The 24,245-nt window shown below is 72.6% G+C and carries 24 protein-coding genes and 1 tRNA gene; 16 read left to right on the top strand and 9 right to left on the bottom strand.

The window, feature by feature from the left end; all coding sequences use genetic code 11:
* Window positions 1-219 precede the first annotated feature (219 nt).
* Window positions 220-825, top strand: coding sequence for an O-acetyl-ADP-ribose deacetylase (locus AC060L_RS18025; protein WP_483799794.1), 606 nt, complete (start codon window positions 220-222; stop codon window positions 823-825).
* A 223-nt stretch (window positions 826-1,048) separates the two neighbouring features.
* Here AC060L_RS18025 and AC060L_RS18020 read toward each other — a convergent pair whose 3' ends face one another.
* On the bottom strand, window positions 1,049-1,870 hold the full coding sequence (locus AC060L_RS18020; protein ID WP_483799793.1) for a class I SAM-dependent methyltransferase: 822 nt from the start codon (window positions 1,868-1,870) through the stop codon (window positions 1,049-1,051).
* Between the two features lie 235 nt (window positions 1,871-2,105).
* Between AC060L_RS18020 and mshA the strand changes: the two genes are divergently transcribed.
* Together mshA and AC060L_RS18010 are read left to right on the top strand one after the other, a co-directional pair.
* Complete coding sequence (gene mshA / locus AC060L_RS18015) at window positions 2,106-3,470, top strand: D-inositol-3-phosphate glycosyltransferase (RefSeq protein WP_483799928.1); 1,365 nt, start codon at window positions 2,106-2,108, stop codon at window positions 3,468-3,470.
* Window positions 3,471-3,581: 111 nt separating this feature from the next.
* Entirely contained in the window at window positions 3,582-4,094 is a 513-nt protein-coding gene (locus AC060L_RS18010; protein ID WP_483799792.1) for a type III secretion system chaperone family protein, read from the top strand.
* 53 nt (window positions 4,095-4,147) lie between these two features.
* Here the strand turns inward: AC060L_RS18010 and AC060L_RS18005 are convergent, their stop codons facing one another.
* Window positions 4,148-5,536, bottom strand: a complete 1,389-nt coding sequence (locus AC060L_RS18005) for an MDR family MFS transporter (RefSeq protein ID WP_483799791.1) — start codon at window positions 5,534-5,536, stop codon at window positions 4,148-4,150.
* A gap of 142 nt (window positions 5,537-5,678) precedes the next feature.
* Between AC060L_RS18005 and AC060L_RS18000 the strand changes: the two genes are divergently transcribed.
* Entirely contained in the window at window positions 5,679-6,437 is a 759-nt protein-coding gene (locus AC060L_RS18000) for a phosphoglyceromutase (protein ID WP_483799790.1), read from the top strand.
* A 259-nt stretch (window positions 6,438-6,696) separates the two neighbouring features.
* On the opposite strand, the gene AC060L_RS17995 is transcribed toward AC060L_RS18000, so the two are convergent.
* Together AC060L_RS17995 and phoU are read right to left on the bottom strand one after the other, a co-directional pair.
* On the bottom strand, window positions 6,697-6,879 hold the full coding sequence (locus AC060L_RS17995) for a hypothetical protein (RefSeq protein ID WP_483799789.1): 183 nt from the start codon (window positions 6,877-6,879) through the stop codon (window positions 6,697-6,699).
* A gap of 203 nt (window positions 6,880-7,082) precedes the next feature.
* Window positions 7,083-7,763 carry a phosphate signaling complex protein PhoU gene (gene phoU / locus AC060L_RS17990; protein ID WP_483799788.1) on the bottom strand — a complete coding sequence of 227 codons (681 nt, stop codon included), beginning with the start codon at window positions 7,761-7,763 and terminating at the stop codon, window positions 7,083-7,085.
* 273 nt (window positions 7,764-8,036) lie between these two features.
* Between phoU and phoR the strand changes: the two genes are divergently transcribed.
* On the top strand, window positions 8,037-9,317 hold the full coding sequence (gene phoR, locus AC060L_RS17985) for a two-component system sensor histidine kinase PhoR (RefSeq protein ID WP_483799787.1): 1,281 nt from the start codon (window positions 8,037-8,039) through the stop codon (window positions 9,315-9,317).
* Window positions 9,314-10,009, top strand: coding sequence for a two-component system response regulator PhoP (gene phoP / locus AC060L_RS17980; RefSeq protein WP_483799786.1), 696 nt, complete (start codon window positions 9,314-9,316; stop codon window positions 10,007-10,009). The genes phoR and phoP overlap by 4 nt, the downstream gene beginning before the upstream one ends.
* A 147-nt stretch (window positions 10,010-10,156) precedes the next feature.
* On the opposite strand, the gene AC060L_RS17975 is transcribed toward phoP, so the two are convergent.
* Window positions 10,157-10,921 (bottom strand): DUF461 domain-containing protein, encoded by a 765-nt coding sequence (locus AC060L_RS17975; protein WP_483799785.1) that lies wholly within the window; start codon window positions 10,919-10,921, stop codon window positions 10,157-10,159.
* A gap of 566 nt (window positions 10,922-11,487) precedes the next feature.
* Here AC060L_RS17975 and AC060L_RS17970 point away from each other — a divergent pair.
* From AC060L_RS17970 to AC060L_RS17940, 7 genes are all read left to right on the top strand, one after another.
* On the top strand, window positions 11,488-11,970 hold the full coding sequence (locus tag AC060L_RS17970; RefSeq protein ID WP_030244332.1) for a CarD family transcriptional regulator: 483 nt from the start codon (window positions 11,488-11,490) through the stop codon (window positions 11,968-11,970).
* Between the two features lie 223 nt (window positions 11,971-12,193).
* Complete coding sequence (ispD, locus tag AC060L_RS17965) at window positions 12,194-12,949, top strand: 2-C-methyl-D-erythritol 4-phosphate cytidylyltransferase (RefSeq protein WP_483799927.1); 756 nt, start codon at window positions 12,194-12,196, stop codon at window positions 12,947-12,949.
* Window positions 12,939-13,457: a 2-C-methyl-D-erythritol 2,4-cyclodiphosphate synthase gene (gene ispF, locus AC060L_RS17960; protein ID WP_483799784.1), complete on the top strand. Its 519-nt coding sequence runs from the start codon at window positions 12,939-12,941 to the stop codon at window positions 13,455-13,457. Before ispD ends, ispF begins: the two co-directional genes overlap by 11 nt.
* 108 nt (window positions 13,458-13,565) lie before the next feature.
* Window positions 13,566-13,958 carry a PPOX class F420-dependent oxidoreductase gene (locus tag AC060L_RS17955; protein WP_483799783.1) on the top strand — a complete coding sequence of 131 codons (393 nt, stop codon included), beginning with the start codon at window positions 13,566-13,568 and terminating at the stop codon, window positions 13,956-13,958.
* Between the two features lie 127 nt (window positions 13,959-14,085).
* Window positions 14,086-15,480 carry a cysteine--tRNA ligase gene (gene cysS, locus AC060L_RS17950; RefSeq protein WP_483799782.1) on the top strand — a complete coding sequence of 465 codons (1,395 nt, stop codon included), beginning with the start codon at window positions 14,086-14,088 and terminating at the stop codon, window positions 15,478-15,480.
* Between the two features lie 102 nt (window positions 15,481-15,582).
* The gene (gene rlmB, locus AC060L_RS17945; RefSeq protein ID WP_483799781.1) at window positions 15,583-16,575 is read left to right on the top strand and encodes a 23S rRNA (guanosine(2251)-2'-O)-methyltransferase RlmB; all 993 of its coding nucleotides are present in this window, start codon (window positions 15,583-15,585) and stop codon (window positions 16,573-16,575) included.
* A 365-nt stretch (window positions 16,576-16,940) separates the two neighbouring features.
* Window positions 16,941-18,806: a DoxX family membrane protein gene (locus tag AC060L_RS17940; protein ID WP_483799780.1), complete on the top strand. Its 1,866-nt coding sequence runs from the start codon at window positions 16,941-16,943 to the stop codon at window positions 18,804-18,806.
* Between the two features lie 138 nt (window positions 18,807-18,944).
* Here AC060L_RS17940 and AC060L_RS17935 read toward each other — a convergent pair whose 3' ends face one another.
* From AC060L_RS17935 to AC060L_RS17925, 3 genes are all read right to left on the bottom strand, one after another.
* Entirely contained in the window at window positions 18,945-19,820 is an 876-nt protein-coding gene (locus tag AC060L_RS17935) for a nucleotidyltransferase family protein (RefSeq protein ID WP_483799779.1), read from the bottom strand.
* A 128-nt stretch (window positions 19,821-19,948) separates the two neighbouring features.
* Complete coding sequence (locus AC060L_RS17930; protein ID WP_483799778.1) at window positions 19,949-20,404, bottom strand: hypothetical protein; 456 nt, start codon at window positions 20,402-20,404, stop codon at window positions 19,949-19,951.
* Between the two features lie 125 nt (window positions 20,405-20,529).
* Window positions 20,530-21,621 carry an ABC transporter ATP-binding protein gene (locus tag AC060L_RS17925; RefSeq protein ID WP_483799777.1) on the bottom strand — a complete coding sequence of 364 codons (1,092 nt, stop codon included), beginning with the start codon at window positions 21,619-21,621 and terminating at the stop codon, window positions 20,530-20,532.
* A 273-nt stretch (window positions 21,622-21,894) separates the two neighbouring features.
* Between AC060L_RS17925 and AC060L_RS17920 the strand changes: the two genes are divergently transcribed.
* Together AC060L_RS17920 and AC060L_RS17915 are read left to right on the top strand one after the other, a co-directional pair.
* A tRNA-Thr gene (locus AC060L_RS17920) sits at window positions 21,895-21,968 on the top strand.
* A gap of 633 nt (window positions 21,969-22,601) precedes the next feature.
* Window positions 22,602-23,306 (top strand): DUF1062 domain-containing protein, encoded by a 705-nt coding sequence (locus AC060L_RS17915; protein WP_483799776.1) that lies wholly within the window; start codon window positions 22,602-22,604, stop codon window positions 23,304-23,306.
* A 61-nt stretch (window positions 23,307-23,367) separates the two neighbouring features.
* On the opposite strand, the gene AC060L_RS17910 is transcribed toward AC060L_RS17915, so the two are convergent.
* Window positions 23,368-23,643 carry an AMP-binding enzyme gene (locus AC060L_RS17910; RefSeq protein ID WP_483799775.1) on the bottom strand — a complete coding sequence of 92 codons (276 nt, stop codon included), beginning with the start codon at window positions 23,641-23,643 and terminating at the stop codon, window positions 23,368-23,370.
* 82 nt (window positions 23,644-23,725) lie between these two features.
* Between AC060L_RS17910 and AC060L_RS17905 the strand changes: the two genes are divergently transcribed.
* Window positions 23,726-24,205, top strand: a complete 480-nt coding sequence (locus AC060L_RS17905) for a hypothetical protein (RefSeq protein ID WP_483799774.1) — start codon at window positions 23,726-23,728, stop codon at window positions 24,203-24,205.
* The last annotated feature ends 40 nt before the right edge of the window (window positions 24,206-24,245 follow it).

Here is a 24,245-nt window from a genome sequence, read left to right as displayed (position 1 = left end):
TTCCCTGACGGGGTAACGGCTGCGATCCGTACGCAGTGCCCGGGCGGCACCGCCAGTCAGGGAACTCTTCGCGACCATAACGTGATCTCCGGGGATTTCCTTGGCTGGTCGGCGTGGATGTGGCTATTGCCACGCAGGTGGCGGGCGTAGTGGCTAGCGTGCGGGGTGGACTGACGGGTACCGGCCGGGCCGACTGCTCGGCCTGACGGAGGGTTGACGGTGACGCAGATCACGCTGGTGCAGGGTGACATCACGCGGCAGGAGGTGGACGTGGTGGTGAACGCGGCCAACCAGTCCCTGCTGGGCGGCGGCGGCGTGGACGGCGCGATCCACCGGGCGGGCGGCCCGGAGATCCTCGCCGACTGCCGTCGGCTTCGGGCCTCGCACTACGGCAAGGGCCTGCCGACGGGGCGGGCGGTGGCGACGACGGCCGGGCGGCTGCCGGCCCGGCAGGTGGTGCACACGGTCGGACCGGTGTACCGGGAGGAGCAGTACGAGCAGTTGGCGGAGCTGTTGGCCTCCTGCTACCGGGAGTCGCTCCGGCTGGCGGCGGAGCTGGGTGCCCGGAGCGTGGCCTTTCCGGCGGTGTCGGCCGGCATCTACGGCTGGCCGATGGAGGATGCGGCGCGGATCGCGCTGTCGACGGTGGTGGCGGAGCTGAGGGCGGGCGAGTCGCGGGCGGACGAGGCGATGGCCGGCGTGGCCGAGGTGCGGTTCGTGCTGTTCGGTGCGGAGGCGTACGAGACCTTCGCGCGCGTATGGGAGGGCATGGAGCGGGAGGGCCTGGAGGGGGAGCCCAGCGGGCAGCAGGGCCCGACTGGCTGATGAAAGTCGCAGTCTGAACGAATCAAGGAGCGTCATCCGGTGCGCTCCCATAGTGGCCTGAGGGGGCGTCAACTCGCCAGCGGTATTCGATAACTCGTTCGAGTGAATTGAACGGGCGAACCAGCTGACCGAACGGCCGCGCGCCGGGGCACCCGGGGATGCCTCGCGGCACATCGGCGCACGTCAGGGCACGTCAGGGCGCGTCGGCGCAGGTCGGCGCGGGTCAGGGCGCCAGCGCCGCCCACGGCAGCGTCGCCTCGCCCTGCCGCCACCGCCCCCGGGCGTCGACCAGCGGCCACTGCCCGGCCAGCGCGGTACAGGCGGCCACCCAGCGCTGCCGCGCACCGAACGCCCCGTACGGCGCCGCCGCCGCCCAGGCCCGGTCGAAGTCGGTGAGGAAGCCGTGCACCGGCCGGCCCGGCACGTTGTGGTGGATCAGCGCCTTGGGCAGTCGCTCGGCCAGATCGGACGGCCGCTCCAGGCCGGCCAGCCGGGCCGCGAAGGTCACCGTGCGGGGCCCCTCCGGGCCGAGCGCGACCCAGACGTGCCGGCGGCCGATCTCGTCGCAGGTCCCCTCGACCAGCAGTCCGCCGGGCGCGAGCCGGTCGCACAGCCGCTCCCAGACCGCCTCGACCGCCTCCTCCTCGTACTGCCGCAGCACGTTCGCGGCCCGGATCAGCTGGGCCGAGCCGCCGTCCAGCGGGACCTCGAAGCCACCGCGCCGGAAGGTCAGCGCCGGCGGCGCCGCGTAGGGCAGGGCGGCGGCGACCCGGGTGGGCTCGATCTCGATCCCGACCGTCCGGATGTCACCGCGGACCGTGCGCAGCCGGCCGTGCAGCTCGACCGCCGTCCACGGCGCCGCGCCGTAGCCGAGGTCCACGGCGACCGGCGGCTGCTCGGCGGTCCGCAGCGACCGGCCGAGCGTGTGCACGATCCAGCGGTCCATCCGGCGCAGCCGATTGGTGTTGGTGGTGCCGCGGGTGACGGTGCCGACCGGGCGCGCGGGGGCGCCGGGACGCACGCGGGAACCGGGAGAGCTGGCCATTCCCGCAAGGGTACGGGGACCGGCGGCGAAGGCAGCAGCGGGAGCCGGGCGAGCGCCGGCGGCGGGGCGGGCCGCGGTGCACGGCCGGCGCCGCGGGGCTGTAGCGCGGGTAACACGGCGAATCCCGCCGGGGCGGGAATGCGAAGTCCCCTGCGGGGGTTGTCAGCCAGTTGAACCTCGGAAAAGGCCGATCGCGCAGACTCAGGAAGCAGACCAGGAAGGCGTCACCCAGGTGATCCAGCACCCCGTGTCGACGAAGTGGCGTGACCGCCAGGGCCAGCCGGCCCGCGCCCGGCTGCACGCCCTGACCGCCGGTCGTGGCCGCCGCCCGCGGCGGATAGCGATGCTGAGCGTGCACACCTCGCCGCTGCACCAGCCGGGCACGGGCGACGCGGGCGGGATGAACGTCTACATCGTCGAGCTGGCCAAGCGCCTGGCCGCGCTCAACATCGAGGTCGAGGTCTTCACCCGGGCCACCGCGTCCGATCTGGCACCGGCCGTCGATCTGGCGCCCGGTGTGCTGGTGCGGCACGTCACGGCCGGGCCGTACGAGGGCCTGGTCAAGGAGGACCTGCCGGCCCAGCTCTGCGCGTTCACGCACGGCGTGCTGCGCACCGAGGCGGGCCACCGGCCGGGCCACTACGACCTGGTGCACTCGCACTACTGGCTCTCCGGCCAGGTCGGCTGGCTGGCGGCGGAGCGCTGGGGCGTGCCGCTGGTGCACACCATGCACACCATGGCGAAGGTGAAGAACGCCGCGCTGGCCGAGGGCGACACACCCGAGCCGGCGGCCCGGGTGATCGGCGAGACGCAGGTGGTCGAGGCCGCCGACCGGCTGATCGCCAACACGGCGGACGAGGCCGGCGAGCTCTCGGCCCACTACGGCGCCCGCAGCGACCAGCTCGCGGTCGTGCATCCGGGGGTCAATCTGGACGTCTTCCGGCCGGGGGACCAGCAGGCCGCCCGGGCCGCGCTCGGCCTGCCGCAGGACGCCGCGGTGCTGCTCTTCGCGGGCCGGATCCAGCCGCTGAAGGCGCCCGACGTGCTGCTCAAGGCGGTGGCCGTGCTGCTGGAACGGCGCCCCGAGCTGCGCGAGACGCTGGTGGTGCCGGTGGTCGGCGGTCCGTCCGGGACGGGGCTGGCCGAGCCGAAGAGCCTGCAGAAGCTCGCCGCGCAGCTCGGCATCGGCGACGTGGTCCGGTTCCACCCGCCGGTCGGGCAGCCGCAGCTCGCCCAGTGGTACCGGGCGGCAACGGCGCTGGTGATGCCCTCGTACAGCGAGTCCTTCGGGCTGGTCGCGCTGGAGGCACAGGCGTGTGGGACGCCGGTGGTGGCCGCGGCGGTCGGCGGGCTGCCGGTCGCGGTCCGGGACGGCGAGACGGGCACGCTGGTGCACGGCCATGATCCGGCCGACTGGGCGCGGGCGCTGGAGCCGTACGCGACCCGGCCCGAGCTGGTCGGCCGGCAGGGCGTGGCGGCGGCGCGGCATGCGGCGGGCTTCGGCTGGGGTGCGGCGGCGGCCGCCACCGCCGAGGTGTACGCGGGTGCGCTGGCCAGTCCGGCCGGGAGGCTCGGCCTGGCCCGCCGCAAACCGGCCTGAGGTCTGAGGCCACTGCGTGGGCAGGGGGAGGCGTCGAGCAGCGGCGTCCGGCGGCGGTCGACCGTGGTGGGGAGCAGCGGACGACGGGTACCAGCCGGTAACGTCACCGGCATGGCAACCCGTACCAAGGACGAGGCCCTGCGACTGCTCGGCGCCGCGCTCGACGAGGCCGGCGTGCGCTGGGAGCCGGCCGTCAGCGACCCGTACACGCTGGTCGCGACGCTCCCCGGCACCCGGAAGCTGAGCACCACCTGCGCGCTGCGGGTCGGCGACCACACGCTCTCGCTGAACGCGTTCGTGATCCGCCGCGCCGACGAGAACCATGAGGCGGTGTTCCGCTGGCTGCTGGAGCGCAACACCCGGATGAACGGCATGGCGTACGCGCTCGACGCGCTCGGCGACGTCTACCTGACCGGCCGGCTGCCGCTCGACGCGGTCACCGCCGACAGCGTGGACCAGCTGCTGGGCACGGTGCTGGAGAACGCCGACGAGCCGTTCAACACGCTGCTGGAGCTGGGCTTCGCCTCGGCGATCCGGCGCGAGTGGGAGTGGCGGACCAAGCGCGGCGAGTCGACCCGCAACCTGGAGGCCTTCACCCACCTGGCCGGACCGCGTACGGAGTAAGCGGAGTAGGAGTAGCGGTGTAGCGGAGTAGTGGCAGCCGTCGTGAGCAGCCGCTACGAAGCGGTGGCCGCCGCTGGCGCGCCGGACACGCAGTCCGTATCGCCGTCGCCACCCGCACGGCCGGTGCCGGCGCTGCCGACCTCGGGAACGGCAGCCGCGCCGCCGACCGCTTCGGCCTCGGCAGCCATGGCGCCGGCGTCGCGCATCGCGTCGACGCGGCGGCCGACCGCCAGGTACCCCAGTGCGGTGACGGTGCCGACCGCCGCGCAGGCGGCCCAGACCGCCGCCCCGCCGGCCCGGTCCAGCAGCACGCCGCCGGCGGCCGGGCCGAGGAAGCTGGCGCCCGACCAGGCCAGCGACATCACGCCCTGGTAGCGACCGCGGGCGTGGGTGGGCGAGAGCTCGGCGGCCAGGCCCATCGAGGTGGGCGCCTGGACGATCTCGCCGATCGTCCAGATCGCCACGGTCAGCGCGAAGAAGAGTGCCGAGCCGCCGGCGAACGCGGTGAGCCCGTATCCCCAGCCGACCAGCAGCGAGCCGACCAGCAGCAGCGGGCCGCGGCCGCGTCCCTGGAGCATCCGGGTGACCGGGATCTGCAGCAGCACGATGAGCAGACCGTTCAGTCCGATCACCAGGCCGTACTGCGTGGTGCTCAGCCCGGCCTTGCCCATGTCCACGGCGAGCGTGGTGCTGCCCTGCTGCAGCATCAGTGCGAACCCGAAGGTCAGCCCGACCAGCGCCATGTACTGCCGGTCGCGGAAGACCGTGCCCAGGCTGATGTCGGCGACCGCCTCGGCCCGGGTCGGTGCGGTGGCCCGGGTCGGCGCGGTGGGCCGGGTCTCCGGGAGCTTGGCGAAGACCACGATCGCGCACAGCAGCGTGCTGGCCCCGTCCACCAGGAAGAGCGTGAGGTAGCCGTGCGCCGCGATCAGGCCGGCCACCGCCGCCGAGACGCCGAAGCCGATGTTGATCGCCCAGTAGTTGAGCGAGAAGGCCCGCACCCGGTCGGCGGCCGGCACCACGTCCGCGATGATCGCGGAGATCGCCGGGCGGGACGCGTTGTTGCTGAGACCGGTGAGGAAGGCCACCGCGGCGATCATCACCTGTCCGTCGGCGAAGCCGAGTGCCACCGTGCTGGCGGCGGTGAGCAGCTGGGCGGCGAGCAGGGTGGGCCGGCGGCCGATCCGGTCCGCGAGCACCCCGCCGACCAGGGCCGCGATCGCCGAGCCCAGCCCGAAGAGCGAGGCGACCAGGCCGGCGTAGGAGGCCGAGTAGCCGCGGTCGGCCGTGAGGTAGAGCGCCAGGAACGTCACCACGAAGCCGCCGAGCCGGTTGACCAGGGTCGACGTCCAGAGCCACCAGAACTGGCGCGGCAGTCCGCCGACCGACTCGATGGCGGCGGCGCGCAAGCGCGCGGGCAGCAAGGGGGACAGCGCGGGCATGGGGCTCCCTGGCGGCAGGCGTCCGGGCGGCGGCGCTGGGGGAACCGCGCAGCAGGACGTAAGTGGTGCGATGCGAGAACGCACATTACTCAGCTGCCTGTGGCCCTGCTACTCGTTATTTCGCTCCACTAAGCTGTGCGCCATGGCTGACACGACCTACCGACTCATCCTGCTCCGCCACGGCGAGAGCGAGTGGAACCAGAAGAACCTCTTCACCGGCTGGGTCGATGTCGACCTCAACGAGAAGGGCGAGAAGGAGGCCGCACGCGGTGGCGAGCTGCTCGCCGCCGAGGGCTTCTTCCCGGACGTGGTGCACACCTCCCTGCTGCGCCGCGCGATCCGCACCTCGCAGATCGCGCTGGACAAGGCCGACCGGCACTGGATCCCGGTCAGCCGCAGCTGGCGCCTGAACGAGCGCCACTACGGTGCGCTGCAGGGCAAGGACAAGGCCCAGACGCTGGCCGAGTTCGGCGAGGAGCAGTTCCAGCTGTGGCGCCGCTCGTACGACACCCCGCCGCCGGTGCTGGCCGACGACAACGAGTTCTCGCAGGCCGGTGACGCCCGCTACGCCGACATCCCGAGCGAGCTGCGCCCGCGCACCGAGTGCCTCAAGGACGTCGTCGAGCGGATGCTGCCGTACTGGTACGACGCGATCGTCCCGGACCTGGCGAACGGCCGGACCGTGCTGGTCACCGCGCACGGCAACAGCCTGCGCGCGCTGGTGAAGCACCTGGACGGGATCTCGGACGAGGCCATCGCCGGGCTGAACATCCCGACCGGCATCCCGCTGGTGTACGAGCTGGACGCCGACTTCAAGCCGGTCGTCGCCGGTGGGCGCTACCTCGACGCCGAGGCCGCCGCGGCCGCGATCGAGGCCGTGAAGAACCAGGGTAAGAAGTAAGCGCAGACTCCTGCGGACGCGGGGGGGGGGGGGGGGGGGAGGGGGGGGGGGGGGGGGGAGGGAGGGGGGATGGAGAAAGAAGCCTCCTAGGAACGGTTTGGGTCCTAGCCCCAAAAACCGCCCGCCCCCACGCGCGTGGTGGGACGGGTGTGCGGGGTGCGGGCGGACGGCCCGAGGTGGTGAGCCCGAGGCGGTGAGCCCGAGACGCTGGGCGTGTGGTGGGGCGTGGGGTGGCGCGAGTGGTGAGCCAGGTGGTGGCTCAGTGGCCGCAGCAGCCGCCGGTGACACCGCCGCACTGGCAGGGGGCGCCGGACTGGCAGCCGCAGCCGCAGCCCGCGCTGCAGCCGCAGGCGCCGAGCAGCGGCAGGGTCACCCGGGCGGGACGGTGCGCCGGCTCGGCGGGGCGGGGCGTCGCAGTGGGCCGGGCGGGAGTGGTGGTCATGGTGCTGAGCCCTCCTCGATCGGGGCAGACGAGGTGGTGACCTGCCTGCTCCACGAGTGAAGCCCGCCCGCTGACAGGGCGTCAACGGGCGCGGGGGGGGGGGGGGGGGGGGGGGGGGGGGGTGTTCCCCCCCCCCCCCCCCCCCCCCCCGCGACTACGTTTAATCGGCGAGCTGCCGATTCCGGCGAGCGGCCTGATTCCGGTTACTCGGCCGCGATCGGGCTCTCGTCCGGCACGAACTCGCCCGCGTGCTCGCCGGTCACCAGGAAGACCACGCGCTTGGCCACCGAGACGGCGTGGTCGGCGAAGCGCTCGTAGTACCGGCCGATCAGGGTGACGTCGACGCCGGTCTCGATGCCGTGCTGCCAGCGGTCGTCGATCAGGTGGGCGAACAGCTCGCGGTGCAGCGCGTCCATCGCGTCGTCGTCGCGCTCCAGCTGCAGCGCCGCGTCCACGTCCTTGGTCGCGATGACCTGGCCGGCCTTGGACACCAGGCGCTGGGCGAGCTGGCCCATCTCCAGGATCGTCGACTGCAGGTCGCCCGGGATGGCGGTCTCGGGGTAGCGCAGCCGGGCCACCTTGGCGACGTGCCGGGCCAGGTCGCCGCAGCGCTCCAGGTCGGCGCTCATCCGCAGCGAGGTGACCACGATGCGCAGGTCGGTGGCGACCGGCTGCTGGCGGGCGAGCACGTCGATCGCGCGGTTCTCCAGCTCGTGGTGGAGCGCGTTGACCTTGTCATCGGCCGCGATCACGCTCTCGGCCAGTGCCAGGTCGGCGTCGAGCAGCGCTGTGGTGGCACGGCCCATGGCCGAGCCGACCAGCCGGGCCATCTCGACCAGGCCGTCGCCGATCGAGTCGAGTTCCTCGTGGTACGTGTCGCGCATGCGCTTCTTCTTTCTGAGTAGCTCTGTCGGTTGGCGGTGCCGACCGGCCGCCGTCGCCCGTTTCCCGAGCGCGTGGCCGCTGCGGTGGCGCGCATCGTACGCGCGTCACTGACCCACATGGGCTGCATCGGCAAGACTGGGCCGTCCGGGCGACGACCCACGGCCGCCCCAGTGAATCGACGGCTACCTGAAGGTGAATTCTCGGCAACGCGCGGCCGATGCCTTGATCTGACGCTTACGGAGCGCACGGCTCGTGCGCTTAGTCTGGTCGGCATGGACGTGAATGTGGCCGCCGCCGCTGCCTGCGCCATCGCCGGGCTCGGTGTCGGCCTCACGGCCTCCATCGCCTTCCGCTGGAGTGAACGTGAGCAGGGCCGCGGCGGGAACAGCGGCAACGGCAGAAGAAGTGGCGCGACAGCAGTGAACTCTCCCCTCCAGGACCCGGTCCTGCCACCCGGTGTGGACACGGTGCTCTCGGTGCTGCGGTCCTGCGCGATCGTGCTCGGCGACGGCGACGAGGTGGTCAAGGCCAGCTCCGTCGCGTACTCGATGGGCCTGGTCCGGGGCGGTGCGCTGGCCGTCGAGCCGATGCTCGCGCTGGCCCGGGCGACCCGCCGCGACGGCGAGATCCGCCAGGCCGAGCTGGAGGTCCCGCGCCCCGGCGTGGCACGGGCCGGCGAGCCGCTCGCGGTCTCGGTCCGGGTGGCGCCGCTGGGCTCGAGGCTGGTGCTGGTGCTGGTCGAGGACCAGACCGAGCGGCGCCGGATCGAGGCGGTCCGGCGGGACTTCGTGGCCAACGTCAGCCATGAGCTCAAGACCCCGGTCGGCGCGCTCTCGCTGCTCTCCGAGGCGGTGGCCGACGCGGCCGACGACCCGGAGGCGGTGCAGCGCTTCGCCGGCCGGATGCAGATCGAGGCGACCCGCCTCGCCAGCCTGGTCCAGGAGATCATCGACCTGTCCCGGGTCCAGGACGACCAGCTGATGATGGACCCCGAGCCGGTCGCGGTGGACGAGCTGATCGCCGAGGCGATCGACCGCTGCCGCCAGCAGGCCGCCGCGAAGCAGATCCACATCGCGTCGGGCGGCATTCCCGGCCTCTACCTGTACGGTGACCGGGGCCAGCTCGCCGCGGCACTGGGCAACCTGGTCGAGAACGCCGTCAACTACAGCCCGCCGCGGACCCGGGTGGCGATCGCCACCCGCCGGATAGCCAGCGCCGCCGCGATCGGCGAGGCCGACGGCGAGCTGATCGAGATCTCGGTGACCGACCAGGGCATCGGCATCTCGGAGAAGGACCGCGAGCGGATCTTCGAACGTTTCTACCGGGTGGACCCGGCTCGCTCCCGGGCGACCGGCGGCACCGGCCTGGGCCTGTCGATCGTCAAGCACGTGGCGGCCTCGCACGGCGGGACCGTCTCGGTCTGGAGCGTCGAGGGCCAGGGCTCCACCTTCACCGTCCGGCTGCCCGCCGGGCAGAACCCCGAGCCGGCCGAGCCGGTGACCAACGAACCCCCAACCGCAACCCCCCTTCCTGCCCCGGAGGCCCGATCGTGACCCGAGTACTGGTGGTCGAGGACGAGGAGTCGTTCAGCGACGCCCTGTCGTACATGCTTCGCAAGGAGGGATTCGAGGTGGCCGTCGCGGCCACCGGCCCGGACGCGCTGGAGCAGTTCGAACGGAACGGCGCCGACCTGGTGCTGCTCGACCTGATGCTGCCCGGGCTGCCCGGCACCGAGGTCTGCCGCCAGCTGCGGGTGCGTTCCAACGTGCCGGTGATCATGGTGACCGCCAAGGACAGCGAGATCGACAAGGTCGTCGGGCTGGAGATAGGCGCTGACGACTACGTCACCAAGCCGTACTCCACCCGTGAGCTGGTCGCCCGGATCCGCGCGGTGCTGCGGCGCCGCGGCGAGGACGGTGGCCAGGTCGGCGACGGCGGCGGGCCCGGCGCGCTGGAGGCCGGTCCGGTCCGGATGGACGTCGACCGGCACGTGGTGACGGTGGACGGCGCCAAGGTCGACCTGCCGCTCAAGGAGTTCGACCTGCTGGAGATGCTGCTGCGCAACGCGGGCCGGGTGCTCACCCGGATGCAGCTGATCGACCGGGTCTGGGGCGCCGACTACGTCGGTGACACCAAGACGCTGGACGTGCACGTGAAGCGGCTGCGGGCGAAGATCGAGCCGGACCCGGGCGCGCCGCGCTACCTGGTCACGGTCCGTGGCCTCGGCTACAAGTTCGAGCCGTAAACCCGGCTGCGGCAGCCACGCCGGCTGCCGGGTACGACTGAGGGCCGCCACCTCCCGGATTCGGGGGGCGGCGGCCCTCAGTCGTACGCCGGGTCTGCGGTCGAACGGCCGCGGTCGAACAGCAGTCCGGCCGCGGTCGAACGGGCGTCAGTGCGCGGAGGCGGACGCGGACGCGGAAGCCGAGGCGCCGGCGGAGGCGCTCGCCGAGCCGCCGGCCGGAGCCGAAGCAGCACCCGAGGCCGGGGCGGAGGCCGCCGAGCCGGAGGCCGGAGCCGATGCCGGGGCGGACGCAGAGGCGGAGCCCGAGGCAGCAGCGGAGGCGGAGGCGGAGCCGCTCGCGGAGGCCGAGGCGGCACCGGACGGCGCGGCCGAGCCCGAGGCGGATGCCGACGCGGAGGCGGCGGCCGGGGCGAACGACGAGTAGTAGCCGATCGCCGGGGTGACCTGGGCCTGGGCGCTGACCTTGCCGGCCGTCGCGAAGGAGAAGGAGGTCGGCTCGAAGCCGCCCACCGTCAGCGTCGCCGAGGTCAGGTGCGCGGCCGGCTGGCCCTCGCCGCCGAGCAGCACCGCGCCGCCGGCCGGGATCGTCACGCTGCTGAGCGGGGCGCCGGTCGGGTCGGTGAAGGTGGCCGTCGAGGAGTCCACGGTCAGCGACTGCAGCGTCTCGGCGGCGGAGCCCGTGTTGCTGATGTTGACGGTGACGTTGGCCGGGCCGGGCTGGCCGTTGGCCTGCATCGGGTCGGTGACGACCACGATGGCGTTGAGCTTGATGTTGCCCAGGGAGGTCGCCGGGCTGTTGGGCTTGATCTGCAGCGTCTCCGCGCTGGTTCCGGCAGAGCAGGCGGACAGCGAGACGGCTGCGAAGGCAAGAACGAGGGCGGCAGTGCCGCCGCGTCGAAGGCTGCGGCTCACGGCGGCGGCATCTCCTTGGTCACTTGTCGGATGGTCAGGGTCAGATTACCGACCACGCTTATCTGCTTCTCACGGGGTGCCCCCGTGTCGCGCCCGGACCGCTCGCCCGGCGCAGGCGCCGATCGAGCGGAGCGGCCCGGCCGGGGCTCGACCGGGGCTTGCGCGGGTCCGACCAGCGGCTATCCCGGAACAGCCGCCGGCACCCGGGTGCCCGGGGTGAACCAGGCCGGACCGATCGGGCCGTCGTACCGGGTCACTACGGGCAGAACCCGTCTTACAACCGGCGGGTTGGCCTCCGGAACACGCCCAAGATCAGATCACGATCGGGAAACGGTGAATATCCGGTAGTGACTTCAAGATCGAATCATGGTTTCCGGGGTGTTGCGGCAGGTTTCAACGCAACCGAGAAGGGCCTCCGACCTGCGAGAAGCCCGCCCAACGGGGTGGCCGCAGCACGTCGCAGGGGTCCTTGTCAAGCCCCGAGACCCGCCCTGACCTGCGAAAACGCCCTTCGGGTGGACGGAAAAGCGTGTTATTCTGGAAAGCCACGGAAGGGGTCCTGTCACATGACGTTCAAGGTTGGCGACACGGTGGTCTACCCCCATCACGGGGCTGCACTGATCGAGGCCATCGAAATTCGCCAGATCAAAGGTGTGGACAAGACCTACCTGGTGCTGAAGGTTCAGCAGGGTGACCTGACACTGCGCGTCCCCGCGGAGAACGCCGAGTTCGTCGGCGTGCGCGATGTGGTCGGCCAGGAGGGTCTGGACCGGGTCTTCGAGGTGCTGCGTGCACCGTACACCGAAGAGCCCACCAACTGGTCTCGCCGCTACAAGGCGAACCTGGAGAAGCTCGCGTCGGGTGACGTCATCAAGGTCGCCGAGGTCGTCCGCGACCTGTGGCGCCGCGAGCGCGAGCGCGGTCTGTCGGCCGGCGAGAAGCGGATGCTCGCCAAGGCGCGGCAGATCCTCGTCAGCGAACTCGCGCTGGCGGAGAACACCAACGAGGACAAGGCGGAGACGCTGCTCGACGAGGTGCTCGCCTCGTAGCGCGACCGTTTTGCCGTACACAACAGCGCCCGGTGCTGCGCAGGCACTCCGGGCGCTGTGGCATGCCCGGACACAGGTGAATCGGGTGACAGGTACGGTCGGGTGCTCGTAGCGTGGGGGCCCGCACACCGGTACCCGAGAGGCGGCGCCGGGTTGGAAGGGGTCCGGTGCACCGTCTGACGGGTACGCCTGGGCCATACCCACTTCGCCGAAGGAGTGAAACCTGAACACCACAGGAGTAGTCGCAGCGGCCGTGGTTCCGGCCGCGGGCCGGGGCGAGCGGCTCGGGCCCGGCGCGCCCAAGGCGCTGCGCGAACTTGGGGGCGCGCCGCTGCTGGTGCACGCCGTACGGGCGCTCGCGCGCAGCCGTGCGGTCGGCCTGGTCGTGGTCGCCGCACCGCCGCAGGGCGTCGCCGAGGTGATCGGTCTGCTGGACAGCCACGGCCTGGACGGCAAGGACATCCGGGTGGTGGCAGGCGGTGCGACCAGGCAGGAGTCGGTCCGCCTGGGCCTGGCGGTGATCCCGGAGGAGACCGAGGTCGTGCTGGTGCACGACGCGGCCCGCCCGCTGGTCCCGGTGGAGGTGGTGGACGCGGTGGCGGCCGCCGTGCGGGCCGGGGCCGACGCCGTGGTGCCGGCGGTGCCGCTGGCGGACACCGTGAAGCGGGTCGCGCCCGGCGGCCGGCCCGGCGAACCGGAGCCGGTGCTGGACACGCCCGATCGCTCGACACTGCGTGCGGTCCAGACCCCGCAGGGCTTCCGCCGCGCGGTGCTGGCCGAGGTGCACGCCAAGGCGCTCGCCGAGGAGGCCGCCGGCAGCGCGCCGGTGATCACCGACGACGCCGGGCTCGTCGAGCACTACGGCGGCCGGGTCGTCGTGGTGCCGGGCCATGAAGAGGCGTTCAAGGTGACCCGTCCGCTGGACCTCGTGCTCGCCGAGGCCGTACTCGCCCGCAGGAGGGCCTCCGATGGCTTCTGAGTCAGCTGACCGTCCGTCAGTCGTCATGCCCAGGGTCGGCATCGGCACCGATGTGCACGCCTTCGCGGACGGCGTGCCGCTCTGGGTCGCCGGGCTGCGCTGGGACGGCTACGAGCAGGGCCTGGCCGGCCACTCGGACGGCGACGTCGCCGCGCACGCCGCCTGCAACGCGATCTTCTCGGCCGCCGGAATCGGCGACCTCGGCACGCACTTCGGCACCGGCCGCCCCGAGTGGGCCGGCGCCGCGGGCGTGAAGCTGCTCTCCGAGGCGGCCCGGATCGTGCGCGAGGCCGGCTTCGAGATCGGCAACATCGCGGTGCAGGTGATCGGGCTGCGGCCGAAGATCGGCCCGCGCCGGGCCGAGGCGGAGGCGGTGCTCTCGGCCGCGGCCGGCGCGCCGGTCTCGCTCTCGGCGGCGACCACCGACGGCCTGGGCATGACCGGCCGCGGCGAGGGCCTGGTCGGCCTGGCCACCGCGCTGGTCTACCCGATCCACCGGGCGGGCTGAAGGCCACCCGCCACCGGGAAGCCGAAGGCCACCCGAAAGGCGGAACGGCGAGCCACCGACGGGTGATCACAGGAGTCGGTACGGGCTGCGCTGGGTAGGTCCCGGAGCATGCCCGTACCCCTCACCGAGCAGGCCAGAGCGCTGCTGGACGCCAAGACCTTCGCCACCGTCTCCACCCTGGGGCCGGACGGCAGACCGCACGCCTCGGTGGTGTGGATCAGACGGGACGGCGACGACCTGCTCTTCTCGACGCTGCAGGGCCGGCAGAAGTACCGGAACCTGGTCAGGGACCCGCGGATCAGCGTGCTGCTCAGCGCGTCCGACCAGCCGTACGTCTACGTAGAGGTGCGCGGTGAGGCGGAGCTGACCACCGAGGGCGGCCGGGAGCTGATCGACGAGCTGTCGAACAAGTACCTGGGGCAGGACTACAAGCAGGAGGGCCCGGACGACGTCCGCGTGGTGGTCAGGATCCGGCCGCGGAAGCTGACCGGCTGGCCGTAGGCTGCGGTCCCGGCCGGTCCCAGCCGGCCGTAAGCGCCGCCACAACTGCACGCCGAACCGAAATTCCTGGCAGCCCCGCGACGAAAACGTCGCGGGGCACTGCCGGTTTCCCACTACCCTGGTCGCTGTGAGCCTTCGTTTGTACGACACCAGCACCCGCCAGGTACGCGACTTCGTCCCGCTTGTACCGGGCTGTGTCTCGATCTACCTGTGCGGTGCGACCGTGCAGGCGCCGCCGCACATCGGGCACATCCGGTCCAACCTCAACTTCGACGTGCTGCGCCGCTGGTACGCCTACCGCGGCTACGACGTCACGTTCGTGCGCAACGTCACCGACATCGACGACAAGGTCATCAAGAAGGAGCACGAGCTCGGCGTGCCCTGGTGGCAGATCGCCTACGCCAACGAGCGTGCGTTCAACCAGGGTTACGAGGCCCTCGGCTGCCTGCCGGCGACCGTGGAGCCGCGCGCCACCGGCCACGTGCCGGAGATGATCGAGATGATGCAGGCGCTGATCGCCAAGGGCCACGCGTACGAGGCCGACGGGAACGTCTACTTCGACGTCAAGTCGTTCCCGGGCTACCTGGCGCTCTCCAACCAGAAGCTGGAGAACCTGCTCCAGCCCGAGGGCGAGGGCGAGACCGGCAAGCGCGACCCGCGCGACTTCGCGATGTGGAAGCGCGCGAAGGCCGGCGAGCCGAGCTGGAACACCCCGTGGGGTCCCGGCCGTCCCGGCTGGCACCTGGAGTGCTCCGCGATGGCGCACAAGTACCTGGGCAAGGCCTTCGACATCCACGGCGGCGGGCTGGACCTGATCTTCCCGCACCACGAGAACGAGATCGCGCAGTCCAAGGCGTTCGGCGACGACTTCGCGAACTTCTGGATGCACAACGCCTGGGTCACCATGAGCGGCGAGAAGATGAGCAAGTCGCTCGGCAACTCGGTGCTGATCTCCGAGATGGTGCAGCGCTGGCGGCCGATCGTGCTGCGCTACTACCTGGCCGGCCCGCACTACCGTTCCATGATCGAGTACAGCGAGGAGTCGCTGCGCGAGGCCGAGGCCGGCTTCGGCCGGATCGAGGGCTTCATCCAGCGGGTCATCGAGCGCTGCGGCCCGGTCGAGCCGACCGCCGAGGTGCCGCTCGCCTTCGCCGAGGCGATGGACGACGACCTGGGCGTGCCGCAGGCGCTGGCCGTCGTGCACACCGCGGTCCGGCAGGGCAACAGCGCGCTGACCGCGGACGACAAGGAGAACGCGGTAGCGCGTCTCGCCGAGGTCCGTGCGATGCTCGGAGTGCTGGGCATGGACCCGCTCGACCCGATGTGGGCCGGCGCGGAGCGCGGTGACGACCTGCACGGCGTCGTCGACTCGCTGGTCGGCCTGGTGCTGGAGCAGCGCCAGGCAGCCAGGGCCCGCAAGGACTTCGCGACCGCTGACACGATTCGCGACCAGCTCGGCCTGGCCGGGCTGGCGATCGAGGACACCCCGTCCGGCCCGCGCTGGACGATCAACAACCAGTAGCCCCGCGCTCGCGCGAGGGCGCCGGTGGGCCGTACTTTTGCGAGTACGGCCCTTCGGCATGACGCAGACAGCATTTTCGGCAAGAGACAGGAAGCCACACCCATGGCCGGCAACAGCGCCCGCAGGAACGCACGCAACCCCGGATCGAAGAAGGGCGCGAGTGTCGGCACCGGCGGACACAGCCGGAAGGCGCTCCAGGGCAAGGGCCCGACCCCGCCCGGCGAGGCCCGCAAGGGGCACCCGAAGCAGCGCCAGGCCAACGCCGCGCTCAAGCGCGAGCGTGACGCCAAGGCGCGCGCCGGCATGCGCCGCTCCGGCGGCGGCGGCCGGGGCGGGCGCGGCGGCGCGGGCGCTGCCGAGCTGGTGGTCGGTCGCAACTCGGTGGTCGAGGCGCTGAAGGGCGGCGTGCCCGCCACCGCGCTCTACGTGATGCAGTTCATCGACACCGACGACCGGGTCCGCGAGGCCTTCCAGGCCGCCAACGACCGCGGTGTCCCGCTGATGGAGGCGCCGCGCCCGCAGCTGGACCAGATGACCGGCGGCCTGAACCACCAGGGCCTGGTGCTGCAGGTCCCGCCGTACGAGTACGCGCACCCCGAGGACCTGCTGGCGGGCGCCGCCGACATGGGCGAGGACGCGCTGATCATGGCGCTGGACGGGGTCACCGACTCGCGCAACCTGGGCGCCGTGGTCCGGTCGGCCGCGGCCTTCGGGGCGCACGGCGTGGTGATCCCGGAGCGCCGGGCGGCCGGTATGACCGCCGGTGCCTGGAAGACCTCCTCGGGCGCGGCGGCCCGGCTGCCGGTGGCCCGGGCGACGAACCTGACCCGGGCGCTGGAGACGTACCAGAAGGCCGGTCTGCTGGTGGTCGGCCTGGCGGCCGACGGCGAGGCGGAGATCGGCGACCTGGAGGCGCTGACCGGTCCGGTGGTCATCGTGGCGGGCAGCGAGGGCAAGGGGCTCTCCCGGCTGGTCTCGGAGACCTGTGACATCCGGGTGCGGATCCCGATGCCCGGTGCGACCGAGTCGCTGAACGCCGGTGTGGCAGCGGGCATCGTGCTCTACGAGGCGGCACGGCTGCGGGCCAAGGCCTGAGACGCGCTCGGCGGGCCCGCCCGGGGACGGGCGGGCCCGTTCGTTCCGGCGCGAGCCGGGACCAGTGGGGCCGGCAGGGGTGAGGCGGGACGAGCCGGGGCGCTTGACCGGGTTGAGCCGGTCGGGGTGGCCGAGAGGCTGATCAGGTGACGAGATGATCGATGGTTGATCGACGTTGACCTGATCGGTCATCATCTCGCACGGATCTGACCGGATCCGTCAGCCACGCCAGGGAGTTGCACCCGGGAGAGTGTCCTAACCGGGTGTCACCCGGTTAGAGGGGTGTGGACACCAGAACACCTCGGCGCCCCGGGCAGGGCGGAGCAGCAGGGATAGACGCTGAGCCCGGCCTCAGCACCGTCAAGGTGCCGAGCGATCCGGCCCGCCTGAGCAGTACCCAGGTCAGTTTCCGGGTCAGACTGGCCGACCCGGTCGCCCCGATCATCGACGCCCCGCCGCCCGCCGCCCCGCCGTACGCGGACGCGTTCGGCCGGCCGTACTCCTCGCTCGCCTACGGCGGGCGGCCCGGACTGGTCCGCGGCGGCGCCGCGGACCGCCCGGCCGCCGGATCCGGCGGTGGCGGGCCGCGCCGCAAGGGCAGGGTCACCGCGGTGACCTGGAGCGGGCAGGCGATGCCCGGCGACCTGGCGGCCAGCCAGCTGCTCGACGCCGTGCGCCTGAACACCGTGCCGACACCGGCCGCCGCCTCGGCGGGATCGGTCGGCTCGGGCGCCGCCGGTGCCTCGGGGGCCCCGGCCGCCGCGGCCTCGGTGGGCCTGGTCGACCCCGACGAGGACACCCACCTGATGGAGTCGGTGCCCGGCTGGGACACCCCGGCCGGCGGCTCCCCGTACGGCGGGTCGCCCTACGGCGGCTCCTACGGTGGTGGGTCGTACGGCGGCGTGGGCCGGGCCGTGCCCCGTCAGCCGTACGGGCAGGGCGGGGCCAGGCCGACCGGCGCAGGATCGGGCATCGAGCCGGACCCACCGGTGCGGATCGGTGCGCCGGCCGGCTGGCAGCCCGCCGGCGAGCTGCCGGAGCATGCCGCCGCGGGCGAGCCGAGCCGGCACGCCTGGTACCCGGGCCGCCGGGTCGACCTCGGGCTGGTGCTGCTGCCACTGCGGCTGCTGCTCGGCTCGCTCTCCGTCTACGCCGGGTTCAGCAAGCTCTGCGACCCGGTCTACTTCGACGGCGGCGACCGTGGCTCGATGATGCGCTGGCTCTCCTCGCTGCACCCGTGGAAGGTGGCCCAGCCGCTGCTGGACCTCGCCATGGCGCACCCCGTCGGGGCCGGTCTCGGAGTCGCCTTCACCGAGGTCGTGGTCGGCGTGCTGACGCTGCTCGGGCTCTGGCAGCGGCTGGCCGCCACGGCCGCGATGGTGCTCGCGGCGGCGCTGCTCTTCACCGTCAGCTGGCGGGCGGTGCCGGTCTACGACACGCCTGACCTGATCTTCCTGGCGGCCTGGAGCCCCCTGCTGATCGCCGGCGCGCCGTTCGCCTCGCTGGACGGGCGGCTCGCGCTGGAGGCCTGGCGGCGGTACGGACCGAGCGCGCCGAAGGCGGTGCGCCGGCGGGTGCTGCGGCGCGGCACCGTGGTGGCCACGGTGGTGATCGGGCTGACCCTGCTGCTCGGTTCGCTGCTCGGCGCCGCGGTCCGGACCGGCGGGCGGATCCAGCCCGAGCCGCCGAAGCCGCCGACCGACTACGGATCGCCGGTCTGGCCGGCCACCACCGGCGGCTCCACCGCACCGCGCGGCTCCGCCTCGGGTGCGCCGGCGGGCAGCGGCACCGGCACCGGGGCCGGGGTTGCGCCGTCCCCGGCGGCATCGGTGGCGCCGTCGCCGTCCGCTCCGCCGTCGCCCTCCGCGGCACCGAGTCACACGGCCGTCAAGCCGCACCCCTCGGCCGCCCGGACCGGCACCGCGACCGGTGGTGGCCCGGCGCCCGAGTCCTCGGCGAACCAGCCTGCGCAGAACGGCGGTTCGAACGCCGGCGGGCAGAGCGCCAGTGGCTCCTCGGCGGGCGCCGGGGCGGGCAACGCGCCCGCCGCGAGCGCACCGCCGGCCTCGGCGGGCACGCCGAGTTCGGGCAACCGGGCACCGAAGCCCAGCCCGAGCGGTGGCGGGTTGATCGGCGGCGTGCTGGGCAGCGGTCCGCCGGACGTCCGGCTGCCCTCGCTGGGCATGCCGGCGCAGTCGGCGGCGGGTGGGAGCCGACAGCCGGTGGTGTGACGGGCGGCGGTAGCACGGCGCCAGGACGACAGTGAAGGCCCGCTTCTCGGAACGGACGAGAAGCGGGCCTTCGGCTTGCCTGGTCAGGCTTGTTCAAGCTTCTTCGGTGTGCCGGTGTGCCGGCACGCTGCTCCCTGCTCAGTCCTGGAGCATCTGCTGGGCGGCGGCCAGCTCCTTGGCGGCCTCGGTGAGGTCCTTGGCGGTGTCGATCGCCCGCCAGTACACGCCCTGCGGCAGCTGGTAGCCCGCGAGCCGCTTGGCACGGGCGAGTTGCGGGAACGTGGTGCGCTCGTGGTCGCCCACGTCGGGCAGCAGCTCGGCGAACTCGGGCGCGAAGACGTACAGCCCCGCGTTGATCAGGAAGGGGGAGGGCGGGGCCTCGATGAAGTCGAGCACGTTGCCGAACTGGTCGGTCTCCACGGCGCCCCACGGGATCCGGGGCCGGGCCAGCGCGAGCGTGGCGAGTGCGTCCCGCTCGTGGTGGAAGGCGGCCATCTCGCGCAGGCTGAACCTGGTCCAGATGTCGCCGTTGGTGGCGTACCAGGGCTCGGCGGGGCGCGGCAGCGCCTTCGCGGCGAACTTCAACCCGCCGCCACGGCCCAGTGGTTCGACCTCGACCACGGTGCTGACGCGGATCGGGAGGTCGGCCTGGTCCAGCCACTCCTGCAGGACTTCGGCCAGATGGCCGCAGGAGATCACCACGTCCGTCACGCCTTCGGCTGCGAGCCAGGCGAGTTGGTGTCCCACGATCGGCGTACCGGTGCCGGGGATCTCGACCAGCGGCTTGGGCCGGTCGTCGGTGTACGGGCGCAGCCGGGAGCCCTGGCCGCCGGCGAGGATCACGGCCTGGGTGACGGTCACGGGGACCTGTGGCGCGGAACCGGGGGCGCTGCCAGGGGTGTTGTCAGGGCTGCCGACGGGGTCACTGGCAGGGGCGCTGCCGGGGGCGCTGACAGGGGTGCTGTCAGCGGTGGCGTCGGCGGTGGGCGCGAGAGCGGGGTCGTAGCCGGTCATGGGCCTCAGGATAGGCCCGGCGGGCCGGAGTTGGGCTTCGCAGAAGATTAACCCTGGGAGTCCAACCGGCCCGGCGGCCGCCCGGAATTCGCTCGTCAGCCGTCCGGTGGCCGCGCGCCAGCCGCTCGTCAGCCGGTGATGCCCGCTGCGAACGACCCGTCACAGACCGGGCGCGCGAAGGACCGGGCGCGCTGCACGTCGCCGCCGTAGTGCTTCACCGCGGCCTGGCCCAACTCCCGCGCCAGCGTGGTGCAGTACGGCGTGAGTGCGGGCTGCTCGCGCATGGTGCGCTCCAGCAGGTCCAGCGCGGGTCCGGCGCCGTTGCCGGCCAGCTCGTTCAGCAGGTCGGCGCGCAGCGCGTCCTGCGGAGCCATGCCGGGGTGCGCGGTCGTCCCGGTGTTCTGGTTGGTGGGGAGGTTCCCGATGCCCGCGCCGTCGGAGCTGGCTGCGGCGACCACCTGCTGGTCGTCGGCGACCGGCGGCGCCCAGGCGACCCGGGTCACGGCGAGGGTGCCGGTGGTCACCAGGATCACGGGCAGGGTGAGGGCGATGGTCTGGCCGATGCGGCGAACGAGCTGCTTCACGCCAGTGAGGTTAGCGCCGAGTGAGGCCCCGGAGACACTCCGTCACACGGACGAGTGACGACACGGTGGAGCCCCGCCGGACGGATGTCCGACGGGGCTCGCTCTGTCCGAGTGGCTCGGCCGGCTCAGGCGCTCAGGCGGGCGCCGGTGCTGGTCGAGAAGACGTGGGTCTCGCCACCGGTCGGGACCACGTGGATGGTCTCGCCCTTGCTCGGGATCTGGCGGCCGTGGACCCGGACCACCAGGTCCTTGTCCTCGCCACCGATCTTGGTGGTGCCGTAGACGAAGCCGTCCGCGCCGAGCTCCTCGACGACGTTGACCTGCACGGCCACGCCCTCGATGCCGCCCTCGGCGACGATCTCGAAGTGCTCCGGGCGGATGCCGACGGTCACCGTCTTGTCGTTGCCGGCGCCGGCCAGGTGCTCGCGGTCGATGTTGATCACCGAGCCGCCGAACTTCACGCCGCCGTCCACCAGCGGGACGTCGATCAGGTTCATCGCGGGCGAGCCGATGAAGCCGGCCACGAAGACGTTGGCGGGCCGGTCGTACATCCGGCGCGGGGTGTCCACCTGCTGGAGCAGGCCGTCCTTGAGCACCGCGACGCGGTCGCCCATGGTCATGGCCTCGGTCTGGTCGTGCGTCACGTACACCGTGGTGATGCCCAGGCGGCGCTGCAGGCCGGCGATCTGGGTGCGGGTCGAGACGCGGAGCTTGGCGTCCAGGTTGGAGAGCGGCTCGTCCATCAGGAAGACCTGCGGCTCGCGGACGATCGCGCGGCCCATCGCGACACGCTGGCGCTGACCACCGGAGAGCGCCTTCGGCTTGCGGTCCAGGTACTCGGTGAGGTCGAGGATCTTCGCCGCCTCTTCGACCTTCTTGCGGATGTCCGCCTTGTTGACGCCGGCGATCTTGAGCGCGAAGCCCATGTTGTCCGCGACGGTCATGTGCGGGTAGAGCGCGTAGTTCTGGAACACCATCGCGATGTCCCGGTCCTTCGGCGGCAGGTGGGTGACGTCGCGGTCGCCGATCCGGATCGCGCCGCCGTTGACGTCCTCCAGACCGGCCAGCATGCGCAGGCTGGTCGACTTGCCGCAGCCGGACGGGCCGACCAGGACGAGGAACTCGCCGTCCTCGATGTGCAGGTCCAGCGCGTCCACGGCGGGCTTGGTGCCGCCGGGGTACAGCCGGGTCGCCTTGTCGTACGTGACAGTGGCCATGGTTGTGCGCTCCTTCACCGGCAGGAACGTGCCGGACGATCCGAGTAAAGGTTGGGTTGTCGGGCCGCCCCTCCAGTGGTCTGAACCACCAGGGAACCGGCTCCGGCTGAGGCTACCTGCCGATTCGTCCGATTGTCAGCCCCCGAATCCACCCAATCCCGCATCGTTCCGATCACGCCCCACCGCACACCCGCCATCCGCCCCCACAGCCACCCCCGTGCCCGGTAGACTGCCACTCGGTGCCGCCGTGGCCTTGCCGCGGACGGTATCCGTGCCTCCTTAGCTCAGCTGGCCAGAGCACCGCTCTTGTAAAGCGGGGGTCGTCGGTTCGAACCCGACAGGGGGCTCGGCACTTGAGGCGTCAGAAGGGCCGGCTCGCGGGGGTGATCCTCGTGGGCTGGCCCTTCGTCGTTCTCTGCGCAAAGGTGGAGCGACTCGGCATGGCTTGTTCCCCTCGGCTGAGTGGGCTGCCGCAGGCCGGCAGGGCGAGCGCGCTCTACGAGGCGGGAAGGCAGTACGCACATGGAGTACCTGAGCGGATGGGCAGCGAAGGGGTCGGACACGAGGCCTGGCCCGGAAGTCCCACGAGGCCCGAGGCACGCGTATCGCGCTGGTTCCGACAGAAGCCTTTGCGGGGTAGCCCTGGTCTTCTTCGCCGGCACTCCGTTCTACGACGACGGCGTTTCATGCGCCGACTGCCTTGAGCAGGCCGCGTGATTCGGCTACTCGGCGCTCAGTGCATCTGAGATCGCAGAGGAAGGCACCCCGGGTGGGCGGTGGAAAATGAGTTGCCTGCGGGTTGGGGGCTCGATGAAGATCGCCCGCATGGACCTGTAACGACTGCCACGTGGCACCAGCCGAACTGTCGCGCGATCGACCTCGGAGCCTGATGATCCGGCTCCTGGGGCGATGACTCGCGCCCTCGTGTGCATCCGTCAGATCCCGGGAGCCGCAGCCTCGTCTGCGAGAGCTCCTGCTCAGTGCTGAAAGCAATCACAACCATGAATACCAACCGCAAGGCCCTGTGGGCCGTGCGTCAGTCCGCGCTGCCCACCGTCGTACGGCGATGCCCGGACTGCTCCGGCAGCCGGCACCGTCCGTCGGGCAAGATCCGTGTCAACGCGAGCGGCAAGTTGCTCGACGTCTGGCTCCTGCTGAGCTGTGCCGGGTGCGACCGGACCTCGAAGGTGCCCGTGCATGAACGTGCTCACGTCTCGTCGTTGGAGCCCGCTCGCCTGGTGGCGTACGAGAACAACGACGCGGGCGTGGTGCGGGAGCTGACGATGAGTGCGTCGCTCGCCGCGAAGAACGGATACGGCCTCGACTGGACCGGGACGTGGGTGGTGGAGACCCGGACGCCGCTCTACGCGCTCGACGACCCGACGCCGCTCAGGGTGCTGGTCGGCTTCGAGCTGCCCGCGCCGGTCCGGGTCGAACGACTGCTCATGCTCGGGCTCGGTCTCAGCCGATCCCGGGTGCGACGCATGGTCGGCGACGGGCGCATCCGCCTGCCGCTGGCCCTGGACGCCAAGGCGCATCAGGACTTCGAGTTCAGCATCGACGGACCCGGTTCCGTCGACGCTGCGAAGCAGTCGGGGCAGTCGGGGCAGTCGGGGCACGCGGAGTACTTGGAGCTCCTCGGCGCGCCGGCCGAGGAGCGCGGCGACCTGAGAAAGGGAGCGTAGGAGTCGGAGCGCAGGGCCTCCCGCCAGGAGGCCCTGCGCTGCCGCGGCGCCCGTCAGAGCTTCAGGACGGGCGCCGCGGCCGGCGGCGGGTTTCGCCGCGGCCGGTGCCCGTGCGGGGTGGGGTGGGCAGGGCGGCGCGGTCGCACTTGCCGTTGGAGGTCAGGGGCAGTTCGGCGAGGGGGACGATGGTCGCCGGGACCGAGGCCGCGGGCAGCCGGTCGGCGAGGTGGGTGCGGAGCGCGGCGACCGACTCCGGGGTGAGTGCGGGGGCCACGTACAGGGCGAGTCGTGCGGAGCCGGGAGCGGTCTCCCTGACCACCGCGGCCGCGTTCTCCACGGCGGTCCAGCAGGATGCCCGCCGGGAGCACGTTCGGCGGGACGCCCCCCTCCCCGGCCGCCGCGAGGAAGGCGAACCACTCGTGGTGGCGCTCGGCCATGATGTCCGCGCAGAGTTCGATCTCGTCGGCTTCGAGCCCGTCCGCCCGCAGGTTCCGCTCGACCTGCTCGCGCAGCGCGGCGACGATGGAGGCCGTGTCGAGCGGGCCCTGGTAGCCGCCCGGTCCCGCGCCGCTCAACGCGTCCGCGTCCTGTCGGACGAGCTCCGGGGTCGGCCAGCTCGGCTCGACGAGGACGACGGGCGGGCGGCGGAGACCACGGCGCGCCAGGCCGGCGGCGATGTGCAGGGCGAGCCCGGCGGCGCTGCAGTAGCCGAAGACGACCTCGGGCTCGCAGCCGGAGGCGATCACTTGGTTCACGCAGTGGGCGGCGGCCGTTTCGAGTCCGGACCCGGACCCGGACCCGGACCCGGCGCGGGCGACGGCCGTGACGGCGTCGATGCGGCGGAGCGGCCGGTCCGGGTGGGCGGCGGCCAGGGCGGCGGAGAGTGTCACATTGGCTGAAGGCCGACAGGCAGCACCGGGAGCCAGCCGGCACTACGTC

This window comes from Kitasatospora sp. NEAU-69 (assembly GCF_057158765.1).
Note: the sequence above shows the minus strand (reverse complement) of the source record. Positions and strands in the feature narration are given on the sequence as shown.

Coding starts and splice junctions, on each gene's coding strand:
- AC060L_RS17955 (WP_483799783.1), top strand. CDS start 13,566: ATGCCCGTACCCCTCACCGAGCAGGCCAGAGCGCTGCTGGACGCCAAG.
- AC060L_RS18010 (WP_483799792.1), top strand. CDS start 3,582: ATGGCAACCCGTACCAAGGACGAGGCCCTGCGACTGCTCGGCGCCGCG.
- phoR (WP_483799787.1), top strand. CDS start 8,037: ATGGACGTGAATGTGGCCGCCGCCGCTGCCTGCGCCATCGCCGGGCTC.
- AC060L_RS17995 (WP_483799789.1), bottom strand. CDS start 6,879: ATGACCACCACTCCCGCCCGGCCCACTGCGACGCCCCGCCCCGCCGAG.
- AC060L_RS17925 (WP_483799777.1), bottom strand. CDS start 21,621: ATGGCCACTGTCACGTACGACAAGGCGACCCGGCTGTACCCCGGCGGC.
- AC060L_RS18000 (WP_483799790.1), top strand. CDS start 5,679: ATGGCTGACACGACCTACCGACTCATCCTGCTCCGCCACGGCGAGAGC.
- phoU (WP_483799788.1), bottom strand. CDS start 7,763: ATGCGCGACACGTACCACGAGGAACTCGACTCGATCGGCGACGGCCTG.
- AC060L_RS18005 (WP_483799791.1), bottom strand. CDS start 5,536: ATGCCCGCGCTGTCCCCCTTGCTGCCCGCGCGCTTGCGCGCCGCCGCC.
- AC060L_RS17970 (WP_030244332.1), top strand. CDS start 11,488: ATGACGTTCAAGGTTGGCGACACGGTGGTCTACCCCCATCACGGGGCT.
- ispF (WP_483799784.1), top strand. CDS start 12,939: ATGGCTTCTGAGTCAGCTGACCGTCCGTCAGTCGTCATGCCCAGGGTC.
- rlmB (WP_483799781.1), top strand. CDS start 15,583: ATGGCCGGCAACAGCGCCCGCAGGAACGCACGCAACCCCGGATCGAAG.
- AC060L_RS17935 (WP_483799779.1), bottom strand. CDS start 19,820: ATGACCGGCTACGACCCCGCTCTCGCGCCCACCGCCGACGCCACCGCT.
- AC060L_RS18020 (WP_483799793.1), bottom strand. CDS start 1,870: ATGGCCAGCTCTCCCGGTTCCCGCGTGCGTCCCGGCGCCCCCGCGCGC.